The following is a 16,425-nucleotide window of genomic DNA, read 5'->3' on the forward strand; positions in this document are numbered from 1 at the left end:
CTTGCGCATGCATGCGGATGGATCGCGACATCGCAGCACCGGGGCGGATACGCTTGCCTCCACGCCGGTGCCCGTCAACGGAGGCGATCGCGCCGGCCATGGCACGTCAACGACGACGACCACGACAGGAGCGGGCACTCATGGAGCGCATCACCAAGGCCGACGACCGGGTCCACCGTCCCGCGGGGCCGTGGACGCCCACCGTCCACCGGCTCCTCGCGCACCTCCACGAACAGGGCTTCGTGGCCGCGCCGGAGCCGATCGAACTCGACAACACGCTCGAGACGGTCTCGTTCGTCCCGGGGGTCGCGGGGGAGTACCCGTGGACCGAGGACGTCGCGAGCGAAGCCGCACTCGTCACGAGTGCCCGGATGCTCCGGCACTACCACGACGCCGCGGCGACCTTCCCGCTCGACGAGGACGCCGACGTGTGGTCGCAGACCCCGTCCACCCCGGTCGAGACCGTCGTGCACGGTGACTTCGCGCCGTACAACTGCGTCTACGACGGGATCGCCGCGGTCGGCATCATCGACTTCGACACGGCCCACCCCGGCCCGCGGGTCTGGGACGTCGCGAGTGCGGTGTACCGGTTCGCGCCGTTCACCACCGGAGCCGTCGAGGGTGCGAACGCCCCGACGCTCGACGCGCGACTCTCGCGGGCAGCGGAGTTCTGCCGCGCCTACGGGCTCGACCAGGCGTCCCGGTCGGTCCTCGCACCGACGATGCTCGCCTCGATCACCGCACTCCTCACCATGCTCGAGACCGAGGCGGCAGCCGGGAACCCGAAGTTCGTCAGCGACCTCGAGCACGGCCACGCCGACCTGTACCGCGCCGACGCGGCGTACATCGAGCAGCACGCCGACGACATCACCAGAGCAGTGGTGTGACCCGGTCGCCGACCCCGGCGGCCCTCCGCTCGATGCGCCTCGCCGCACAGCGCATCGGCGTGCGGGGCGGAACGGCGCTCGACGTCGTCACCCACATGACGGCGTTGCAAGGGCAGGACCTCGGCCAGTCGCTGTGGGCGATCGGCGTCAGGGCCCTCGGCCTGACCCGGGCGGACGTGCACGCGGCCTTCGACCGGGGGGAGTTCGTCCGGTCGTGGCCGATGCGCGGGACCCTGCACGTGCTGCGTGCCGACGACCTCCGGATGCTCCTCTCCCTGACCGCGACCAGGACCATCCGCCAGACCGCCAGGCGCGCGGCGGAGCTCGGACTCGACGAGGCCACCGTCGACCGTGCCCGGGCGCTCACCATCGCGGCACTCGAGGGCGGCCGGTCCCTGGACCGCGACGGCGTGCTCGGCCGCTACCGGGACGCCGGGATCGACCCCGCCGGCGGGCGCGGCTACCACCTGCTGTTCCGGTTGGCGCAGGAGGGGCTCGTCGCGTGGGGCCCGATGAGCCGTGTCGGGCAGGACCTCGTGCTCCTCGACGAGTGGGCACCGCGGGCGTCGCCCGTCCCGGACCGTGACGAGGCCCTGCGCCGGACACTCCTCGGCTTCCTCCATGGCAGGGGACCGGCGACCGAGGTCGACGCCGCGAGCTGGACGAAGCTGCCCCTCGGGGACGTCCGACGTGGTGTCGCGGCAGCGGGCGACGCGATCGAGGACCTCGGCGGCGGCCTCCTCGCGCTCGCGGACCGGCCGGAGCCGGGCGGCATCCCGACCGGGCAGCTCCTGCCCGGGTTCGACGAGTACCTGCTCGGGTACGCGGACCGGACCGGGCACCTCGACGCGGTGCACGCCGACCGTGTCGTGCCGGGCGGCAACGGCATCTTCCTGCCGATGGTCGTGCACCGCGGGCAGGTCGTCGGCACCTGGAAGCGCACCGAACGCACGCGGGACGTCCGCGTCACCGTGACGTCGTTCACGCCGCTCACCCCGGCAGTGCGCCGCGCCGTCGAGACGGCAGCGACGGCGTACGCCCGGTTCGTCGGCCTCCCACTCACCCTCGACGTGGGCTGATCGTTCCAGCGACTGCCCAGCATCCGTGCGGCTGCTCCCGACGCTCCCTCGGGTAATGTTCCAAGGCCATGACCGACAGCCCGGCCGACGCCACCCCCTACGAAGTCCTCGGCGTCGCCGCGACCGCCGACGACGAGGAACTCCGCCGCGCCTACCGCCGAGCGGCCCGCGAGACCCACCCGGACCTCGGCGGTGACGCCATCCGCTTCCGCCGGGTGCAGGTCGCATGGGAGCGCATCGGCACACCAGCGGCGCGACGCGCCTACGACACGGGGTCGCGCCCGACGTCCGCCCCGTCGGCTCCGTCCGGCAGCTCGTCGTGGAGGCCCGGTTCCGGTCGCGACGAGTACGCACCACCCACGGCGCGTCGCGACTCCCGCCCGCGTGCCCGCTCCCACGGACACCCCGGCGGTCGATCCCGTGAGGTCTTCCTCGCTGCCGAGCGCGAGTGGGTCGGACTCGGCGACCCCATCGAGGACCCGTACGCCCCGTCACTCATCCGATCAGCCCCCCGGTTCATCCGCCGGCTGCTCGGTGAGGCGCTCGCCGAGGAGGCGACCGCCTCGATCGTCGCCGACATGGGCATCGGCGTGACGGTCTGGCACGACCTCGATGCGGGTTCGGAGGGCAAGCTCGACCACGTCGTGCTCATGCCGAGCGGGTTGTGGGCGCTCGAGTCCATCGACTGGGGCGGGCCGGTGCGGATCGACCACGGCGAGATCGTCGGCGAGACGCTCGAGCCGGGGGAGCGCCCCGTGAAGGAACTCGTCCGCGCAGCCCGTGCCGTCCAGAAGCAGACGCGCGTGCGGTTCACCGGCCGGCTGCTCGTCGTACCGGACTCCGCGGTCGACCACGACGTGCAGCTCGTCGGCTCCCCGAAGAAGCCGACCGCCTACGTGGTCCGGCGCAGTGCGCTCGGGCAGGTCCTCAACGGCGTCTGGTCCCCGGAGGGCGCCGTCGACGTGTTCGAGATCCGGGACCGCCTGCAGCAGACCGTCCGGTTCGTCTGACGCGCTGGACCGTCCGGGCGATCAGTAGCCGCGGAGCTTCTCGAGGTCCCGGCGCTCCCGCTTGCTCGGGCGTCCGGCGCCGCGATCGCGCATCGGGACGAAGCCGGCCTCTTCCTTCGGCAGGCGCGGCGGGGTCCTGTCGTCGAGGTGCTTCGCCGCCTCGGTGGCTCCGACGCGCTTCAGGATGATGCTCTTCACGACGACGATGCGGTCGAACCCGGCCTGACGGACACGGACCTCGTCACCGGGGCCGACCGGCTGCGACGGCTTCGCCCGCTCGCCGTTGACCCGGACGTGTCCGGCCTTGCACGCGGTCGTCGCTGCGGACCGGGTCTTGGTGATCCGGACCGCCCAGATCCAGCTGTCCACCCGGGCCTTGTCCATCCCCCCACCCTAGGCGTCGCGTACCCGCCCGCGGCAGCCCGTAGGGTCGGGTGCGTGGGAGCGGACGAACAGGGGCGGATCGCACGGGCACTCGCGCTCGGGGTGCTCGCCGACGTCGAGCTGGGGACACGCGTCGTCGTCCGGGCGCACCACGGCGACGGCGCGACCGACGCACTCGGAGACCTCGTCGCACGCACACCGGACACCATCACGATCGACACCCGCCGCGGCCGGGTCGAGGTCGCCCTCACCGACGTCGTCGCCGCGAAGCGCGTCCCTCCGCCCCCGCCACGTCGTCCTCGCTGACGAACCGCGCGGTCGCGGCGAGCCGTCGCCTGGCAGGCCCTCGTGCCGTCGTAGCCTCTGGCCATGGCAGTCCCCGTCCCACTCGGCACCGAGGACCGCACCGCCCGTGTGACGCTCCGCCGCCCAGACTCCTGGCGACGCGAGGACGCGTCCCACGCGGACCTCCGGCTGAGCGGCGACGACGTCGTCCTCACCGTCCGGTCCCGCCCGAGCGATCGCGGCATCGGGGACGAGAACGCCTCGCTCATCGAACGACTCCCCGGGTCCGTCGACGGCCTGCTCCTCGTCGGCTGCGACGTCTGGGGCACGGTCGGCGCACCCGCACGCCTGGTCGAGTACGTCCGCCCCGGCGAGGACGGCGACGAGGACCACGAATCGACCTCGATCGTCGGCGCCCACCTGCTGTTCGTCACCGGACGGCACCGCGTCGACGTGACCGTCGAACGCCCGCTCGCGCGACTCGACGAGACCGACGACGTCGTGTTCGCCGTGCTCGACTCCGTCCGCGCCGTCGGCCCCGTCTCCGCGTCGTCGCCCCGCGACCTCGAGGAGCTGCCGGCCGCGCAGCCCGCACCGGAGCTCGACGGACCGCGCCTCGCCCCCGGCGCCCTCACCACGCTGCAGAGCATGGCCGGGAAGCGCTGGAGCCCCACGCTCCTGCGCAGTCCCGGCGGACGCGGACTCGTCGACGCCGGCCTGGTCGGACGGTTCGGGACGGTCTCGCCGACGACCCAGACCCTCATCGAACCGTGGGCCGGCGACGTGCAGCCGACCACGCTGGAACAGCACCTGCCCGACGGGCGCGTGTCGCGCCTCCAGGCCTGGTCCGGCACCGTCGTGGACGGGACGGACGACGCCGATTCCGTCATCACCCGGCTCGCGCCGGAGCGCGTGGTCGCGATCGCGGCCGGGAGGCTCGGTGTCGGTCCGGCATGGACCTTCCCGTTCCGCACGGAGTCGCTCCGGGCCGACCTGCTCGGCAGGCGGCTGGCCGGTGGCGACGCCGCTCCCGACCTGCCGGCGTCGATCGTCGAGGCCGACCCGCGGCTCGCCCGGTTCTGGGCGGCGCCGTGGACGGTGTCGTACCTGCGTCGGCCGGGGAAGCCCCGACCGATCACGATCGTGCACGCCGAGGGACGGGGCTTCGCGCGCGTCGGACGCACGGAGGCCGGCGCCTCCGCGTTCTGGGCGGAGTCGCCGGCCAACGTGTACCGGTCCTTGGTGCGTGCGTTCCTGTCTGCTCCAGCTGAAGAGGGCTAGGCGGCAGGGCCCGCGGTGAGCGTCACCGTGACGGTGCTCGCCGTGCCGGCGCTGTTCGTGTAGCCGACGGAGACCTTGTCGCCGACGGACTTCGACTGGATCACCTGCGTCAGCTGGTCCGAGCTCGTGATCGCGGTGCCGTCGATCGACGTGATCGTGTCACCGGCAGCGAGGCCCGCTGTCGCTGCGCCGGATCCCTCGACGGTCCCGGCGACCGCGACCCCGCCCGTGGTGGTGGACGTGCCGCTCACCTGGACGCCGAGGAACGCGGGCAACCCGATCGTGATCGTCCCGGATGCGTCACCGGCGAGGATCTTGTCCGCGATCGCCTTCGCCGTGGTGATCGGGATCGCGTAGCCCGTCACGTCGGCCGAGCCCGAGGACGCAGCGGTCGCCATGCCGACGACCTCACCCTCGCTGTCGAGCACCGGACCGCCGGAGTCGCCGGAGACGATGTCCGCGGCGATCTCGATGAGGCCGGTGAGGGACTCGGTGCCCGTGCCGGACTCGCTCTGCACCTGGATGTCCTGGTCGGTCGCGGTGACGGTGCCCTCCGCGGCGACGAGGTTACCCGTGCCCTCGGCGTTGCCGACGTCGGTCACGGCGTCACCGGTGCTCGGTTCGCCGTCGTCGTCGAGCGTGACGGTCGAGAGGCCGGACGCGTTCTCCAGCTTGAGGACCGCCACGTCGTTCGTGGCGTCGGCACCGACCACGTCGGCCTTGTACTCCTTGCCGGTGGTCTCGTCGGTGACCGTGATGCTCGTCGCACCCTGGATGACGTGGTTGTTCGTGAGGATCGTGCCGTCCGAGGTCAGGACCATCCCGGTGCCGGCGGCCTGCGACGACTGGTCGTAGTTCAGGATCGTGTTGATCGTGACGACGCCCTTCTTCTGGGCTGCCGTGGCCGCCGTGGCGGCGGACTCGGTGCTGGTGCCGGACGAGCCGCTTCCGCTCCCGCTCCCGTCGCCGGGCACCGTGAAGCCGTTCGTGCCGCTCCCGCTGCCGGTGTCCGGCGTGGTCGTCGTGCCCTGGGACTGGCTCGACGTGGTCTCGGTGCCGACCGACGAGAGCCCGAGTGCCGTCCCGCCGGCGGCGCCGACGATCGCGAGGGCGGCGATGCCGGACCCGATCACCAGCCCGAGCTTGCGCTTCTTCGTGCCGGGGCGCGTGCCGGGGCGCGTGCCGAACGCACCGCTCCACCCCTGCTGCGACGGGTACTGCTGCGACGGGTACTGCTGCCCGTGCTGCGCCGCGTGGGCCCAGCCCTGGTGGACGCCGGCGAGGGCGGGGCTGCCGATGAGGTACGGGCCACGACCGTCGTGCGTGTAGGCGTAGGGGCCGGAGCCGTCGGGTGCGTAGAGGTACGGACCGGAGCCGTCGAACGCGTAGGCGGGACGGAGTGTGGACGCGTCGGCGTGCGGGGCCTCCCACGTGGAGCGGGGTGCGGCGTCCTGTGCGTCGATCGGGGTCGTGCCCGGTTCGGCGTCGGGGTTCGGGGTCTCGTTCATCGGTGCTCTCCGGTCGCTCTCGACGACCCGGTCGGGCGTCGATGGATACGAGTACAAGCCCGTTTCCCATGACGAAGCTATGAGCGAGCCCTGCGCCCGCTCACGACTCGCTCGGGGATCGCCGAGGGGGAGTGCGGGGGTCGTCGCCGCCCGCGAGACGTTAGGGTTGCCTTACTCCTCATGCGTTCCCCGTCACCAGCGCCGCCCGCGCCCCGTTCCGTGCCCCGCCTCGTCGGTGCGACGGTCCTCGCCGTCCTGGTGCTCGCCGTGGCGGTCGCCCTGAGCGTCGCGTTCGGGTCGCGGCCGATCCCGCTCGGGACGGTGCTCGACACCGTGCTGCACCCGGGCCGGAACGACGAGATCGGGCTCATCGTGCTCGGCAACCGCGTCCCGCGCACCCTCGTCGGGTTGCTCGCGGGTGCCGCCCTCGGGGTCGCCGGCGCCGTGATGCAGGGGGTCACCCGCAACCCGCTCGCCGACCCGAGCATCCTCGGCATCAACTCCGGCGCGGCCCTCGCCGTCGTGACGGGCATCGCGGTCTTCGGCATCAGCGGGACGGCCGAGTACCTGCCGTTCGCCTTCGCCGGTGCCGCGCTCGCCGCACTGCTCGTCTACGGCATCGCCGCGGTCGCCAGGCGGGGGCTGACGCCCGTCGGCCTCGCGCTGTCCGGGGCCGTGGTCGCCGCGGCGCTCGCGTCCATCTCGACCGCGGTCCTCGTGACGAGCCAGAGCCTCCTCGACCAGCTGCGGTTCTGGCAGGTCGGCGCGCTCGCGGGCAAGGACCTCGGGACCGCCGGGGTCGTCACGATCCCGGTGCTCGTCGGACTGTGCATCGCGTTCGCCCTCGGTCGTTCGCTCAACACGCTCGCACTCGGTGACGAGCTCGCCGCGTCGCTCGGCCAGCGCGTCGTGCTCGTCCGGGCGGTCGGTGGACTCGTCACCGTGCTGCTCGCCGGCTCGGCGGTCGCCGCTGCCGGGCCCATCGCGTTCGTCGGGCTCGCCGTGCCGCACGCCGTCCGCCGGCTGAGCGGCCCCGACCACCGGTGGACGATCCTGCTGTCCGCGATCGTCGCGCCGGCACTGCTGCTCGTCGCCGACGTCATCGGCCGGGTCGTCGCGTACCCGGGAGAGCTGCAGGTCGGCATCGTCACGGCCTTGATCGGTGCGCCGGTGTTCATCGCCCTGGTCCGGTCGAAGGCGGTGACCGGGCTGTGAGCACCGTCGACCACACCCGGGCCCGGACTCGGCCCCGGCTCGGGGCGGCGCGTCGTGAGCTCGTCGTGCTCGGCTCCGTCCTCGTCGTGCTGGTCGGGCTCGTGCTCGTCGGGCTCGGCGTCGGCGAGATCCCGCTGTCGCCCGCTCAGGTCGTCCAGGCGCTGTTCGGGCACGGGGACACGATCTCGGACTTCGTGATCGGGCAGCTCCGCGGGCCGAGGACCCTCGCGGCGCTCCTCGTCGGGGCCAGTCTCGGCGTCGCGGGCGGCATCGTGCAGAGCGTCGTCCGGAACCCCATCGCCAGCCCCGACGTGATCGGCATCACCTCCGGCGCGAGCGCGTCCGGGCTGACCGCGATCGTGCTGTTCGGGGTCTCCGGCATCGGACTGTTCTGGACGGTGCTCGTCGGCGCCCTCGTCGTGTCGCTGGTGATCGCCGCGCTCGCGTGGCGCAGGGGCATCACGGGCAACCGCGTGGTCCTCGTCGGCATCGGGGTCGCGGCGATGTCCCTGAGCGTCACCGGCTGGATGCTCACGAGCGGCTCCGTGCAACAGGCAGGGACGGCGCTCCTCTGGCTCTCCGGCAGTCTCAACGCGGTCGACCGGGGTGTCGTGGGTGTGCTCGTGGTGGCGTTCGTCGTGCTCATGGTGCTGGCGCTCCTGCAGTCACCGCGACTGACCGTCCTGACGCTCGGCGACGACGTGGCGGCCGCACTCGGCCTGCGACCGAACCGTGCGAAGCTCCTGCTCCTCCTGACCGCCGTGTGCCTCACCGCGGCGGCCGTCGCGACCGCGGGGCCGGTGTCGTTCGTCGCCCTGATGGCGGCGCCGATCTCCAGGCGGCTCGTCGGGGGCGGTCGTGTGGCGCTGGGTGTCTCGGCCGCGGTCGGCGCCGTGATCGTGCTCGCGAGCGACCTCATCGCCCAGTTCGCGATCCCCGGGAACGCCCTGCCGGTCGGCGTCGTCACCGGCGTCGTCGGCGCCCCGTACCTGCTCTGGTTGCTCGCGCGCGGTCGCTGACGACCGCCTGCTGCGCACGCGTGCCGTGAGCGGCCGTCGCGACGTCCTGCCGCGACGTCCGTGGCGGAGCCGAGCCGAGCCTCCCGTTCGGCCTGCCGCGACACGCGTTGCACAGTGCGATGACGGGGTCCCGCGCGGGATTGCGGAAACCCGCAAAGCACCCTCAGAACCCCCCTTCCGGGTGTCTGCACGCCGATTCGTGTCCCCCTAACGTCGGACACGACCCCGGACTCCCGACAGCGTTCCACCCCGAACGAACGCTGGTCCGGTCGAACGAAGGACACCCATGCCCGAACAGCATGACGACGCGCCCGTGCGCCGTCGGCAGTGGGGTTCCGAGCGACGTACCCGCCCGCTCGACACCCTCCACGAACGCCCCTCCGACCGGAAGCTCGTCTCCGGCAGGATCGCCATCATCCTCACGATCGCCTTCTGGATCGCGTACGTCGTCTACACCGTGATCCGCCAGTTCCTGGACTACGGCACCGAGAGCTTCCGGTTCACCACCGAAGCGCTCTCGTACCTCGTCGTCGTCACCTTCCTGACCTTCTCGGCGCTCATGCACCTCATCGCACGGCAGGGTGCGATGGAGCGTTTCGCCACCCACGTCCGCGTGCCCCGCGCCGAACTGGACCGCCACTTCGGCACCGGGCACGAGTCGCCGCTGACGGTCCTCGTCCCGAGCTACGCCGAGGAGCCGGACGTCGTCGCGACGACGCTCTGGTCGGCGGCGCTGCAGGAGTACCCGTCGCTCCGCATCGTGCTGCTCGTCGACGACGCACCGTTCCCGACCGACCCGGAGACGCGCGCGAAGCTCGAGCGGACCCGCGCGGTCGCGACGACCATCCAGACGCAACTCGCGCCGGCTTCCGAGCGCTTCCAGGAGGCCCTGCTCTCCGCCGAGGTCGAGGCGTCGCACACCCCGTTCGCCACCGTCGACTCCCTGCGCACGCTCGTCGAGCACCACCGCTGGGCCGATGCCTGGTTGCGCCGCCACGCCCGCGAGCACGACGTCGTCGACCACGTCGACCACTTCTTCCACGACCAGGTCCTGGTCGGGCTGGCTGACGAGTTCCGGCTGACGTCGGAGGCCCTCGAGGCAGCGATCGTCGACGCGCTCGACACCGCGGCGAGCACGCCGTCCGTCGAGGGCCGCACCACCCCGCTCGACGGCTCGACGCTGACCGAGATCACCTCGGCCCGGGTCGTGGAACTCCAGCGCCGTCTCGCGTGGACGTTCACCGCCGAACTGACCACGTTCGAGCGGAAGCGCTACGCGAACCTCTCCGACGAGGCGAACAAGGCGATGAACCTCAACGCCTACATCGGCCTGCTCGGCGGCGCGTACGCGTTCGACGAGACCGCGTCCGGCACGATCCTCCGCACGGTCGCCGACCCGGCGGACGCCGACCTCGTCGTCCCGGCGTCGGACTACGTCCTGACGCTCGACGCCGACTCGGTGCTGCTCCGTGACTACTGCCTGCGCCTGGTCTACTTCCTCGAGCAGCCGGAGAACGCCAGCGTCGCCGTGACCCAGACCCCGTACTCGTCGTTCCGTGGTGCCGCTACACGCATCGAGCGGCTCGCCGGGGCCACGACCGACATCCAGCACATCCTCCACCAGGGCATGTCGCGCCACAACGCGACGTTCTGGGTCGGCGCGAACGCGGTCATCCGCACCCGAGCGCTCCGCGACATCGAGGAGGTCGAGACCGTCGGCGGCTTCGAGGTGAAGCGCTACGTGCAGGACCGCACCGTCATCGAGGACACCGAGTCGAGCGTCGACCTCGGGATGCACGGCTGGACCCTCGTGAACTACCCGGAGCGCCTGTCGTACAGCGCCACTCCGCCGGACTTCGGCTCCCTGATCGTGCAGCGGCGACGCTGGGCGAACGGTGGGCTGCTGATCCTGCCGAAGTACCTCAGGCAGGTCCGCGAACGTCGGCAGCGGGGCGAGCGGGTCGGCATCGTCGAGATGTCCCTCCGCGTCAACTACATGGCGTCGATCGCCTGGGCGTCGTTCGGCCTGATCTTCCTGCTCGCGTACCCGTACGACTCGCGGCTCCTCAGCCCGATGGTGCTCCTCGCCGCGCTGCCGTACTTCTGGCTGCTCTCGAGTGACCTGAAGTACTGCGGGTACAAGCGGACCGACGTGTTCCGGATCTACGGCTTCAACCTGATCCTGATGCCCGTGAACGTCGCCGGCGTGCTGAAGAGCATCCAGCAGGCCCTCACCGCGAAGAAGATCCCGTTCGCCCGCACGCCGAAGGTCCGTGACCGCACGGCGTCGCCGGCGCTCTACGTGCTGGCGCCGTACGCGATGGTCGTGTTCTCGGTGTTCACCTTCGTCCGCGACTTCCACGCCGAGAACTGGGGCAACGCGGTCTTCGCCGCGTTCAACGCCCTGCTGGCGATGTACGCGATCGTCGCCTACATCGGGATCTGGAACTCGGTCGTCGACGTCTGGATCTGGGCGACGGCGTGGATGTACTACGACCCGAGCGCACGAGCAGCGCGCCGAGCGCGTCGCCTGGCCGTACGTGCCACCGCACGGGCGGCCAGGGGCGGCGCCCCCGACCTGCAGCCCGTCGCCGAGGACTGGCGTGCCGTCCTCTACTTCGGCGACCGCGGCAAGAGCATGCCGAGGCACCACCACGCGGACGTCGTCGGTGCGGTCCGCGCGACCACCGGCTCCACCACGAACGAGAAGACGGCGGCCTGACGATGTCGACCACGAGACGCCTCTCACCGCTCCGCGTCGGGCTCGCAGCCGTCGTGGCACTCGCCCTCGTCGCCGCCGGGTACGTCGGCTTCGACCGTTGGCAGTCCGCGCAGGCATCGGAGACCCAGGAGTCCTGGTTCGCCGCCTACACCGACGTCACCGCGACCCCGACGTTCGCGTTCGAGGACGTGAAGTCCGCGAAGGGCCGCGACGTCATGCTGTCCTTCGTCGTCGCGGACCACGACGCCGCCTGCACGCCGACCTGGGGGTCGTACTACTCGCTCCAGGGTGCGTCCGACCAGCTCGACCTCGACCGCAGGATCGCCCGCCTGCAGCAGCAGAAGGGCGAGGTCGGGGTGTCGTTCGGCGGGCTGTCGAACGACGAGCTCGCCACGACCTGCACCGACCGGAGCGACCTCGTCGACGCGTACAGCACCGTCGTGCAGCGATACGACGTCAGCACGGTCGACTACGACGTCGAGGGTGACGACCTCACGAACCACGCCGCGGGGGAGCGCCGTGCGAAGGCCGTCGCCGAGCTGCAGCAGCAGCGTCGGGCAGCAGGGCACCCGCTCGCGGTGTGGCTCACCCTGCCGGCCGCGCCGTCCGGACTGACGAGCGACGGCACCACGGCGGTCGCGCAGTTCCTGGAGGCCGGCGTCGACCTCGCCGGCGTGAACGCGATGACGATGGACTACGGCGACGGCAAGGGTGCGAGCCAGAGCATGTACTCCGCCTCGGTGCAGACCCTGCAGCAGGTGCACCGTCAGCTCGGCGTGCTCTACCAGCGCTCCGGTACGCCGCTCTCCGCCGGCACGCTCTGGCACAAGGTCGGGGCGACGCCGATGATCGGGCAGAACGACGTGCAGGACGAGGTCTTCACGCTCGCCGACGCCGAGAAGCTGAACACCTGGGCGCGGGACCAGGGCCTCGGCCGGATGTCGATGTGGTCGCTCAACCGGGACACCACCTGCGGGTCGAACTACGTGAACCTCTCGACCGTGTCGAACTCGTGCTCCGGGATCGACCAGGGCGGGAAGCTCTTCGCCGACGTCCTCGGCAAGGGCTTCACCGGCGGGATCGTCGCCGCGGCGTCGGACGTCACCACGGCGGAGCCCTCGTCCACCGTGCAGCCGACCGACGACCCGTCGACGAGCCCGTACCCGGTCTGGAACGCGGACGCCTCGTACCTGGAGGGAACCAAGATCGTCTGGCACCACAACGTCTACGAGGCGAAGTGGTGGACCTCGGGCGACCTGCCGGACGACCCGGTGCTGAGCGCCTACGAGACGCCGTGGCAGCTCATCGGCCCGGTCCTGAAGGGCGAGAGGCCGGTGAAGCAGGTCACCTTGCCGGCCGGCACGTACGACGCGTGGTCCGGGACGAAGCAGTACGACACCGGCGACCGTGTGCTGTTCAGCGGCGTGCCCTACCAGGCGAAGTGGTGGAACACGGGCGACAGTCCGCAAGCCTCCACCAGTGACCCGGACGGCTCGCCGTGGGTCAAGCTCAAGGACTCCGAGATCAAGGAGCTCCTGTCCGGCCTGCAGGCCGGCAACTGACGGACGGGAGGCTCGGTACCAGCTGGTACCGAGCCTCCTGTCCATCGTCTGGTCGCGCACCGCTGTCCGCTCGCCGCGGACAGGTCGTGTCACCCGGGTACGGGACTCTCGCTCGGTCGGTCGTTTCCGATACGCTGGGTTGCCAAGAGGAGGAGGTCCACGATGCCAGATCCAGTGGTCCCGCAGCCGGAGGGACAACGAGCCCCGGAGCAGCGGCTGGTCGACACGACGCTGACCTTCAGCATGGACATGGGCGCGGCACTCACGCCCGAGTCCGGTGTCTCGCCGGAAGAACGCGACGCCATCAACGCACTGCCCTCCGGGTCGGCGCTGCTCGTCGTCCGTCGTGGCCCCAACGTCGGTGCCCGCTTCCTGCTCGACTCCGACGTCACGACGGCCGGCCGCCACCCCGATGCGGACATCTTCCTCGACGACGTCACGGTGTCCCGGAAGCACGCGCAGTTCCTCCGCGCCGGGACGGCCTTCACGGTCAAGGACCTCGGTTCGCTGAACGGCACGTACTTCGACGGCGACCGCATCGACGAAGCGCCGCTGTCCGACGGTGCAGAGGTCCAGGTCGGCAAGTTCCGCCTGACGTTCTACGCATCCCGGGTCGACCTGGCGCGCCTGGCGAACGCGTAGTGGCCGCCCGCTCGGCCGCAGCGCGGTCGGGTTCGCCGGCCGCGGACCTGCTCACGATCGGCCAGGTCATCGCTCGACTGAAGCCCGACTTCCCGGACCTCTCGAGCTCCAAGCTGCGGTTCCTCGAAGAGCGCGAGCTCGTCACACCCGTCCGCACGGCGAGCGGCTACCGCAAGTTCTCCCCGGCCGACGTCGACCGGCTCCGTGTCGTCCTCGGCCTGCAGCGGGACCACTACCTGCCGCTCAAGGTCATCAAGGAGTACCTCGCCGACCTCGACGCCGGGCGCGAGCCCGTGCTGCCCGGCGGTGGTGACGGGCCGAAGCCGTCCATCCTGGGCGGCGAGAAGCGGTACTCCCGCGACGACCTCGTCCGAGCGGCCGGCGCCACGCCGATGCTGCTCTCCGACGCGGTGTCCGCCTCGCTGCTGCCGGCGACCGACACCTTCGGCGAGGACTCGGTCGTCGTGCTCAAGGCCCTCGTCGAGTTGCAGCGGACCGGCATCGAGCCGCGGCACCTCCGCACCTTCCGGTCGACCGCCGAGCGCGAGGTCGGCCTCATCGAGTCCGCGCTGATGCCCGTCTCGCGGCGGGGTGACGCGACCTCGAAGGCGAAGGCCCTCGAGCTCGCGCGGGAGATCTCCGGACACCTCGAGGTCATCCGGTCCAACCTGATCCGCGCCGCCATCGGCAGGATGGACGCGTGAACCGCTCTGGTGGGGCCCGTGTGCCGGGGCGTATCCTCGACACGCCGGACGCGCCGAGTCGGATGTCCCGCGTCGGAGCCATCGGAGTCGCTACCGTGGACCTCGGCACAACTCTCAACCCGTCGTTGAAGCTTCGGATGAGGGCTCGATCGTCCTGGAAGGCAGTCCAATGAGTGGGAACGAAACCCCCGGTACCCCGTCAGACATGACGCGGTACGACCTCGGGTTGCTCTTCACCGACGGACTCCCGGAGCACGACGAGCAGAACGGCTACCGCGGCACCGTCGCCGCCAAGGCAGCCGGTATCAGCTACCGCCAGCTCGACTACTGGGCTCGCACCGAGCTCGTGCAGCCGACGATCCGCGGCGCCGCAGGGTCCGGTTCGCAGCGGCTCTACGGCTTCCGGGACATCCTCGTCCTGAAGCTCGTCAAGCGACTCCTCGACACCGGCATCTCGCTCCAGCAGATCCGGACCGCCGTCAACCAGCTCCGCGAGTCCGGTGTGTCCGACCTCGCGCAGACCACGCTGATGTCCGACGGCGCATCGGTCTACCTGTGCACCTCGGACGACGAGGTCATCGACCTGGTGTCCCGCGGGCAGGGCGTGTTCGGCATCGCGGTCGGCAAGGTCCTGCGCGAGGTGGAGTCCTCCCTCGTCGAACTCGACGCGACGCCCGCGGCCGACCCGGCCGACGAGCTCGCCGCACGCCGCGCAACCCGCGCTTCCTGACGCGCGGCGCCCGCTCGCGCGCTTCCTGACGCGGCGCCCGCTCGCACGCTTCCTGACGCGGCGCCCGCTCGCACGCTTCCTGACGCGGCGCCCTTCCCCCGCTTGCCGAGTGGCCACGACTCCCCGCACGTCACCCGTCGAGCGGTCAAGAACTGTCGCACGCGCGCACGTCGATCGACGACTTGCGACACGTCGCGGGACGTGAGCGGGGAGTTGTGACCGGTGACCGGTGAGCCGTAGCGCTTGCCGGGACTGGGTGGGTATCAGCGGTGTTCGGTCGGGGACACCTGTCGAGCGCGCGTCGAGGGGGCACGACAGTAGCCGAGCGGGCGCCGAGCGGTCACGACAGGTCGCCGAGCGCGCGTCGAGGAGCACGACACGTCGCCGAGCGTGCGCCGAGCGGTCACGACACGTCGCCGACCACACGGCGAGCGGTCACGAACCGTCGCTTGTTCGTGGTCCAGCCGACGATTCGTGACCTTCGCCGCAACCTGAGCGGGGAGTCGTGACCGGTCGTCCCATCGTGGCAGGTTGTCCCTGCCGGGGGTCTCCGGTGCGGAGAAGCGCTACTCGGCGATGGCCGCGGCAGCGCCGTCGGCGTAGGGGCCGATCTTGCCGGTCCGCATGATGCGCTCGAGGAGCTGGTCGAAGTTGCGCGCCATCTCCTGTGCGGACTCGCCGGGCCACACGTGCAGGGGCTTCGCGGCACCCTGGGCCTGCTGGAGCGACGTGCGCTCGGGCAGCTGCGGCGAGAGCACGAGCGGACCGAACATGTCGCGGAGTTCCTTGATGCGGAACTGGTGCTCGAGGGACTGCACGCGGGCACGGTTCACGATGATGCCGAGCGGCTGCAGGCGGGGGGAGAGTCCGCGGCGGATCTCCTCGATCGCGCGGAGGGCTCGGTCGGCGGCGGCCACGGAGAAGAGCCCGGGCTCGGTGACGACGGTCACGCGGTCGGACGCGGCCCACGCGGTGCGGGTGAGGGCGTTGAGCGACGGCGCGCAGTCGATGAGGACGAGCTCGTAGTCCTGCTCGACGTTGGCGAGCGCTTCCTCGAGCTTCCAGATGTCGCGGATCGACGGGTGCGGCCCGTCGAAGTTGATGGCGGAGGGGGAGCCGACCATGACGTCGATCTTGCCCTGCGAACCCTTCGTCCAGCCGGACGGCGCGATGGCCTGGCGGACGATCTTCTCCTTCGGGTTCTCGAGCACGTCGGCCACGTTGAGGTGGCCGGCGATGTTGATGTCGAGGCCGGTGGAGACGTCGGACTGGGGGTCGAGATCGACCACCAGCGTTCGCAGACCCTTGGCGAACGCGGCCGAGGTCAGACCGAGTGTGACCGTCGTCTTGCCGACACCGCCCTTGAGAGAGCTCACGCTGAGTACATGCACGTTGAG

At 71.4% G+C, this 16,425-nt stretch carries 15 protein-coding genes; 12 read left to right on the forward strand and 3 right to left on the reverse strand.

The window, feature by feature from the left end; all coding sequences use genetic code 11:
- Positions 1-140 precede the first annotated feature (140 nt).
- From QK288_RS09855 to QK288_RS09865, 3 genes are all read left to right on the forward strand, one after another.
- On the forward strand, positions 141-887 hold the full coding sequence (locus tag QK288_RS09855) for an aminoglycoside phosphotransferase family protein (RefSeq protein ID WP_281264150.1): 747 nt from the start codon (positions 141-143) through the stop codon (positions 885-887).
- Positions 884-1,966, forward strand: coding sequence for a winged helix DNA-binding domain-containing protein (locus QK288_RS09860; protein ID WP_281264151.1), 1,083 nt, complete (start codon positions 884-886; stop codon positions 1,964-1,966). Before QK288_RS09855 ends, QK288_RS09860 begins: the two co-directional genes overlap by 4 nt.
- Positions 1,967-2,034: 68 nt before the next feature.
- Positions 2,035-2,976 (forward strand): DnaJ domain-containing protein, encoded by a 942-nt coding sequence (locus tag QK288_RS09865; RefSeq protein ID WP_281264152.1) that lies wholly within the window; start codon positions 2,035-2,037, stop codon positions 2,974-2,976.
- 21 nt (positions 2,977-2,997) lie between these two features.
- Here the strand turns inward: QK288_RS09865 and QK288_RS09870 are convergent, their stop codons facing one another.
- The gene (locus QK288_RS09870; RefSeq protein ID WP_281264153.1) at positions 2,998-3,360 is read right to left on the reverse strand and encodes an RNA-binding S4 domain-containing protein; all 363 of its coding nucleotides are present in this window, start codon (positions 3,358-3,360) and stop codon (positions 2,998-3,000) included.
- 54 nt (positions 3,361-3,414) lie between these two features.
- Between QK288_RS09870 and QK288_RS09875 the strand changes: the two genes are divergently transcribed.
- A complete protein-coding gene (locus QK288_RS09875; RefSeq protein WP_281264154.1) occupies positions 3,415-3,666 on the forward strand; it encodes a hypothetical protein in 252 nt (83 codons plus the stop codon).
- A gap of 63 nt (positions 3,667-3,729) precedes the next feature.
- On the forward strand, positions 3,730-4,926 hold the full coding sequence (locus tag QK288_RS09880) for a hypothetical protein (protein WP_281264155.1): 1,197 nt from the start codon (positions 3,730-3,732) through the stop codon (positions 4,924-4,926).
- Here the strand turns inward: QK288_RS09880 and QK288_RS09885 are convergent.
- Complete coding sequence (locus QK288_RS09885) at positions 4,923-6,434, reverse strand: trypsin-like peptidase domain-containing protein (RefSeq protein ID WP_281264156.1); 1,512 nt, start codon at positions 6,432-6,434, stop codon at positions 4,923-4,925. The two genes, QK288_RS09880 and QK288_RS09885, sit on opposite strands and share 4 nt — an antisense overlap.
- Before the next feature lie 219 nt (positions 6,435-6,653).
- Here QK288_RS09885 and QK288_RS09890 point away from each other — a divergent pair, with 219 nt between their 5' ends.
- From QK288_RS09890 to QK288_RS09920, 7 genes are all read left to right on the forward strand, one after another.
- A complete protein-coding gene (locus tag QK288_RS09890) occupies positions 6,654-7,649 on the forward strand; it encodes an iron chelate uptake ABC transporter family permease subunit (RefSeq protein ID WP_281264157.1) in 996 nt (331 codons plus the stop codon).
- Positions 7,646-8,668, forward strand: a complete 1,023-nt coding sequence (locus QK288_RS09895) for an iron chelate uptake ABC transporter family permease subunit (protein ID WP_281264158.1) — start codon at positions 7,646-7,648, stop codon at positions 8,666-8,668. Before QK288_RS09890 ends, QK288_RS09895 begins: the two co-directional genes overlap by 4 nt.
- A 286-nt stretch (positions 8,669-8,954) precedes the next feature.
- On the forward strand, positions 8,955-11,390 hold the full coding sequence (locus QK288_RS09900) for a glycosyltransferase family 2 protein (protein ID WP_281264159.1): 2,436 nt from the start codon (positions 8,955-8,957) through the stop codon (positions 11,388-11,390).
- 2 nt (positions 11,391-11,392) lie between these two features.
- Entirely contained in the window at positions 11,393-12,952 is a 1,560-nt protein-coding gene (locus tag QK288_RS09905; RefSeq protein WP_281264160.1) for a carbohydrate-binding protein, read from the forward strand.
- 162 nt (positions 12,953-13,114) lie between these two features.
- The gene (locus tag QK288_RS09910; protein WP_281264161.1) at positions 13,115-13,594 is read left to right on the forward strand and encodes an FHA domain-containing protein; all 480 of its coding nucleotides are present in this window, start codon (positions 13,115-13,117) and stop codon (positions 13,592-13,594) included.
- The gene (locus QK288_RS09915) at positions 13,594-14,298 is read left to right on the forward strand and encodes a MerR family transcriptional regulator (RefSeq protein WP_281264162.1); all 705 of its coding nucleotides are present in this window, start codon (positions 13,594-13,596) and stop codon (positions 14,296-14,298) included. The genes QK288_RS09910 and QK288_RS09915 overlap by 1 nt, the downstream gene beginning before the upstream one ends.
- Before the next feature lie 169 nt (positions 14,299-14,467).
- Positions 14,468-15,028: a MerR family transcriptional regulator gene (locus QK288_RS09920; RefSeq protein WP_281264163.1), complete on the forward strand. Its 561-nt coding sequence runs from the start codon at positions 14,468-14,470 to the stop codon at positions 15,026-15,028.
- Positions 15,029-15,594: 566 nt separating this feature from the next.
- On the opposite strand, the gene QK288_RS09925 is transcribed toward QK288_RS09920, so the two are convergent.
- Positions 15,595-16,419: a ParA family protein gene (locus tag QK288_RS09925; protein WP_281264164.1), complete on the reverse strand. Its 825-nt coding sequence runs from the start codon at positions 16,417-16,419 to the stop codon at positions 15,595-15,597.
- Positions 16,420-16,425 lie beyond the last annotated feature (6 nt).

The sequence above is a fragment of the Curtobacterium sp. 9128 genome (assembly GCF_900086645.1).
GTDB lineage: Bacteria > Actinomycetota > Actinomycetes > Actinomycetales > Microbacteriaceae > Curtobacterium.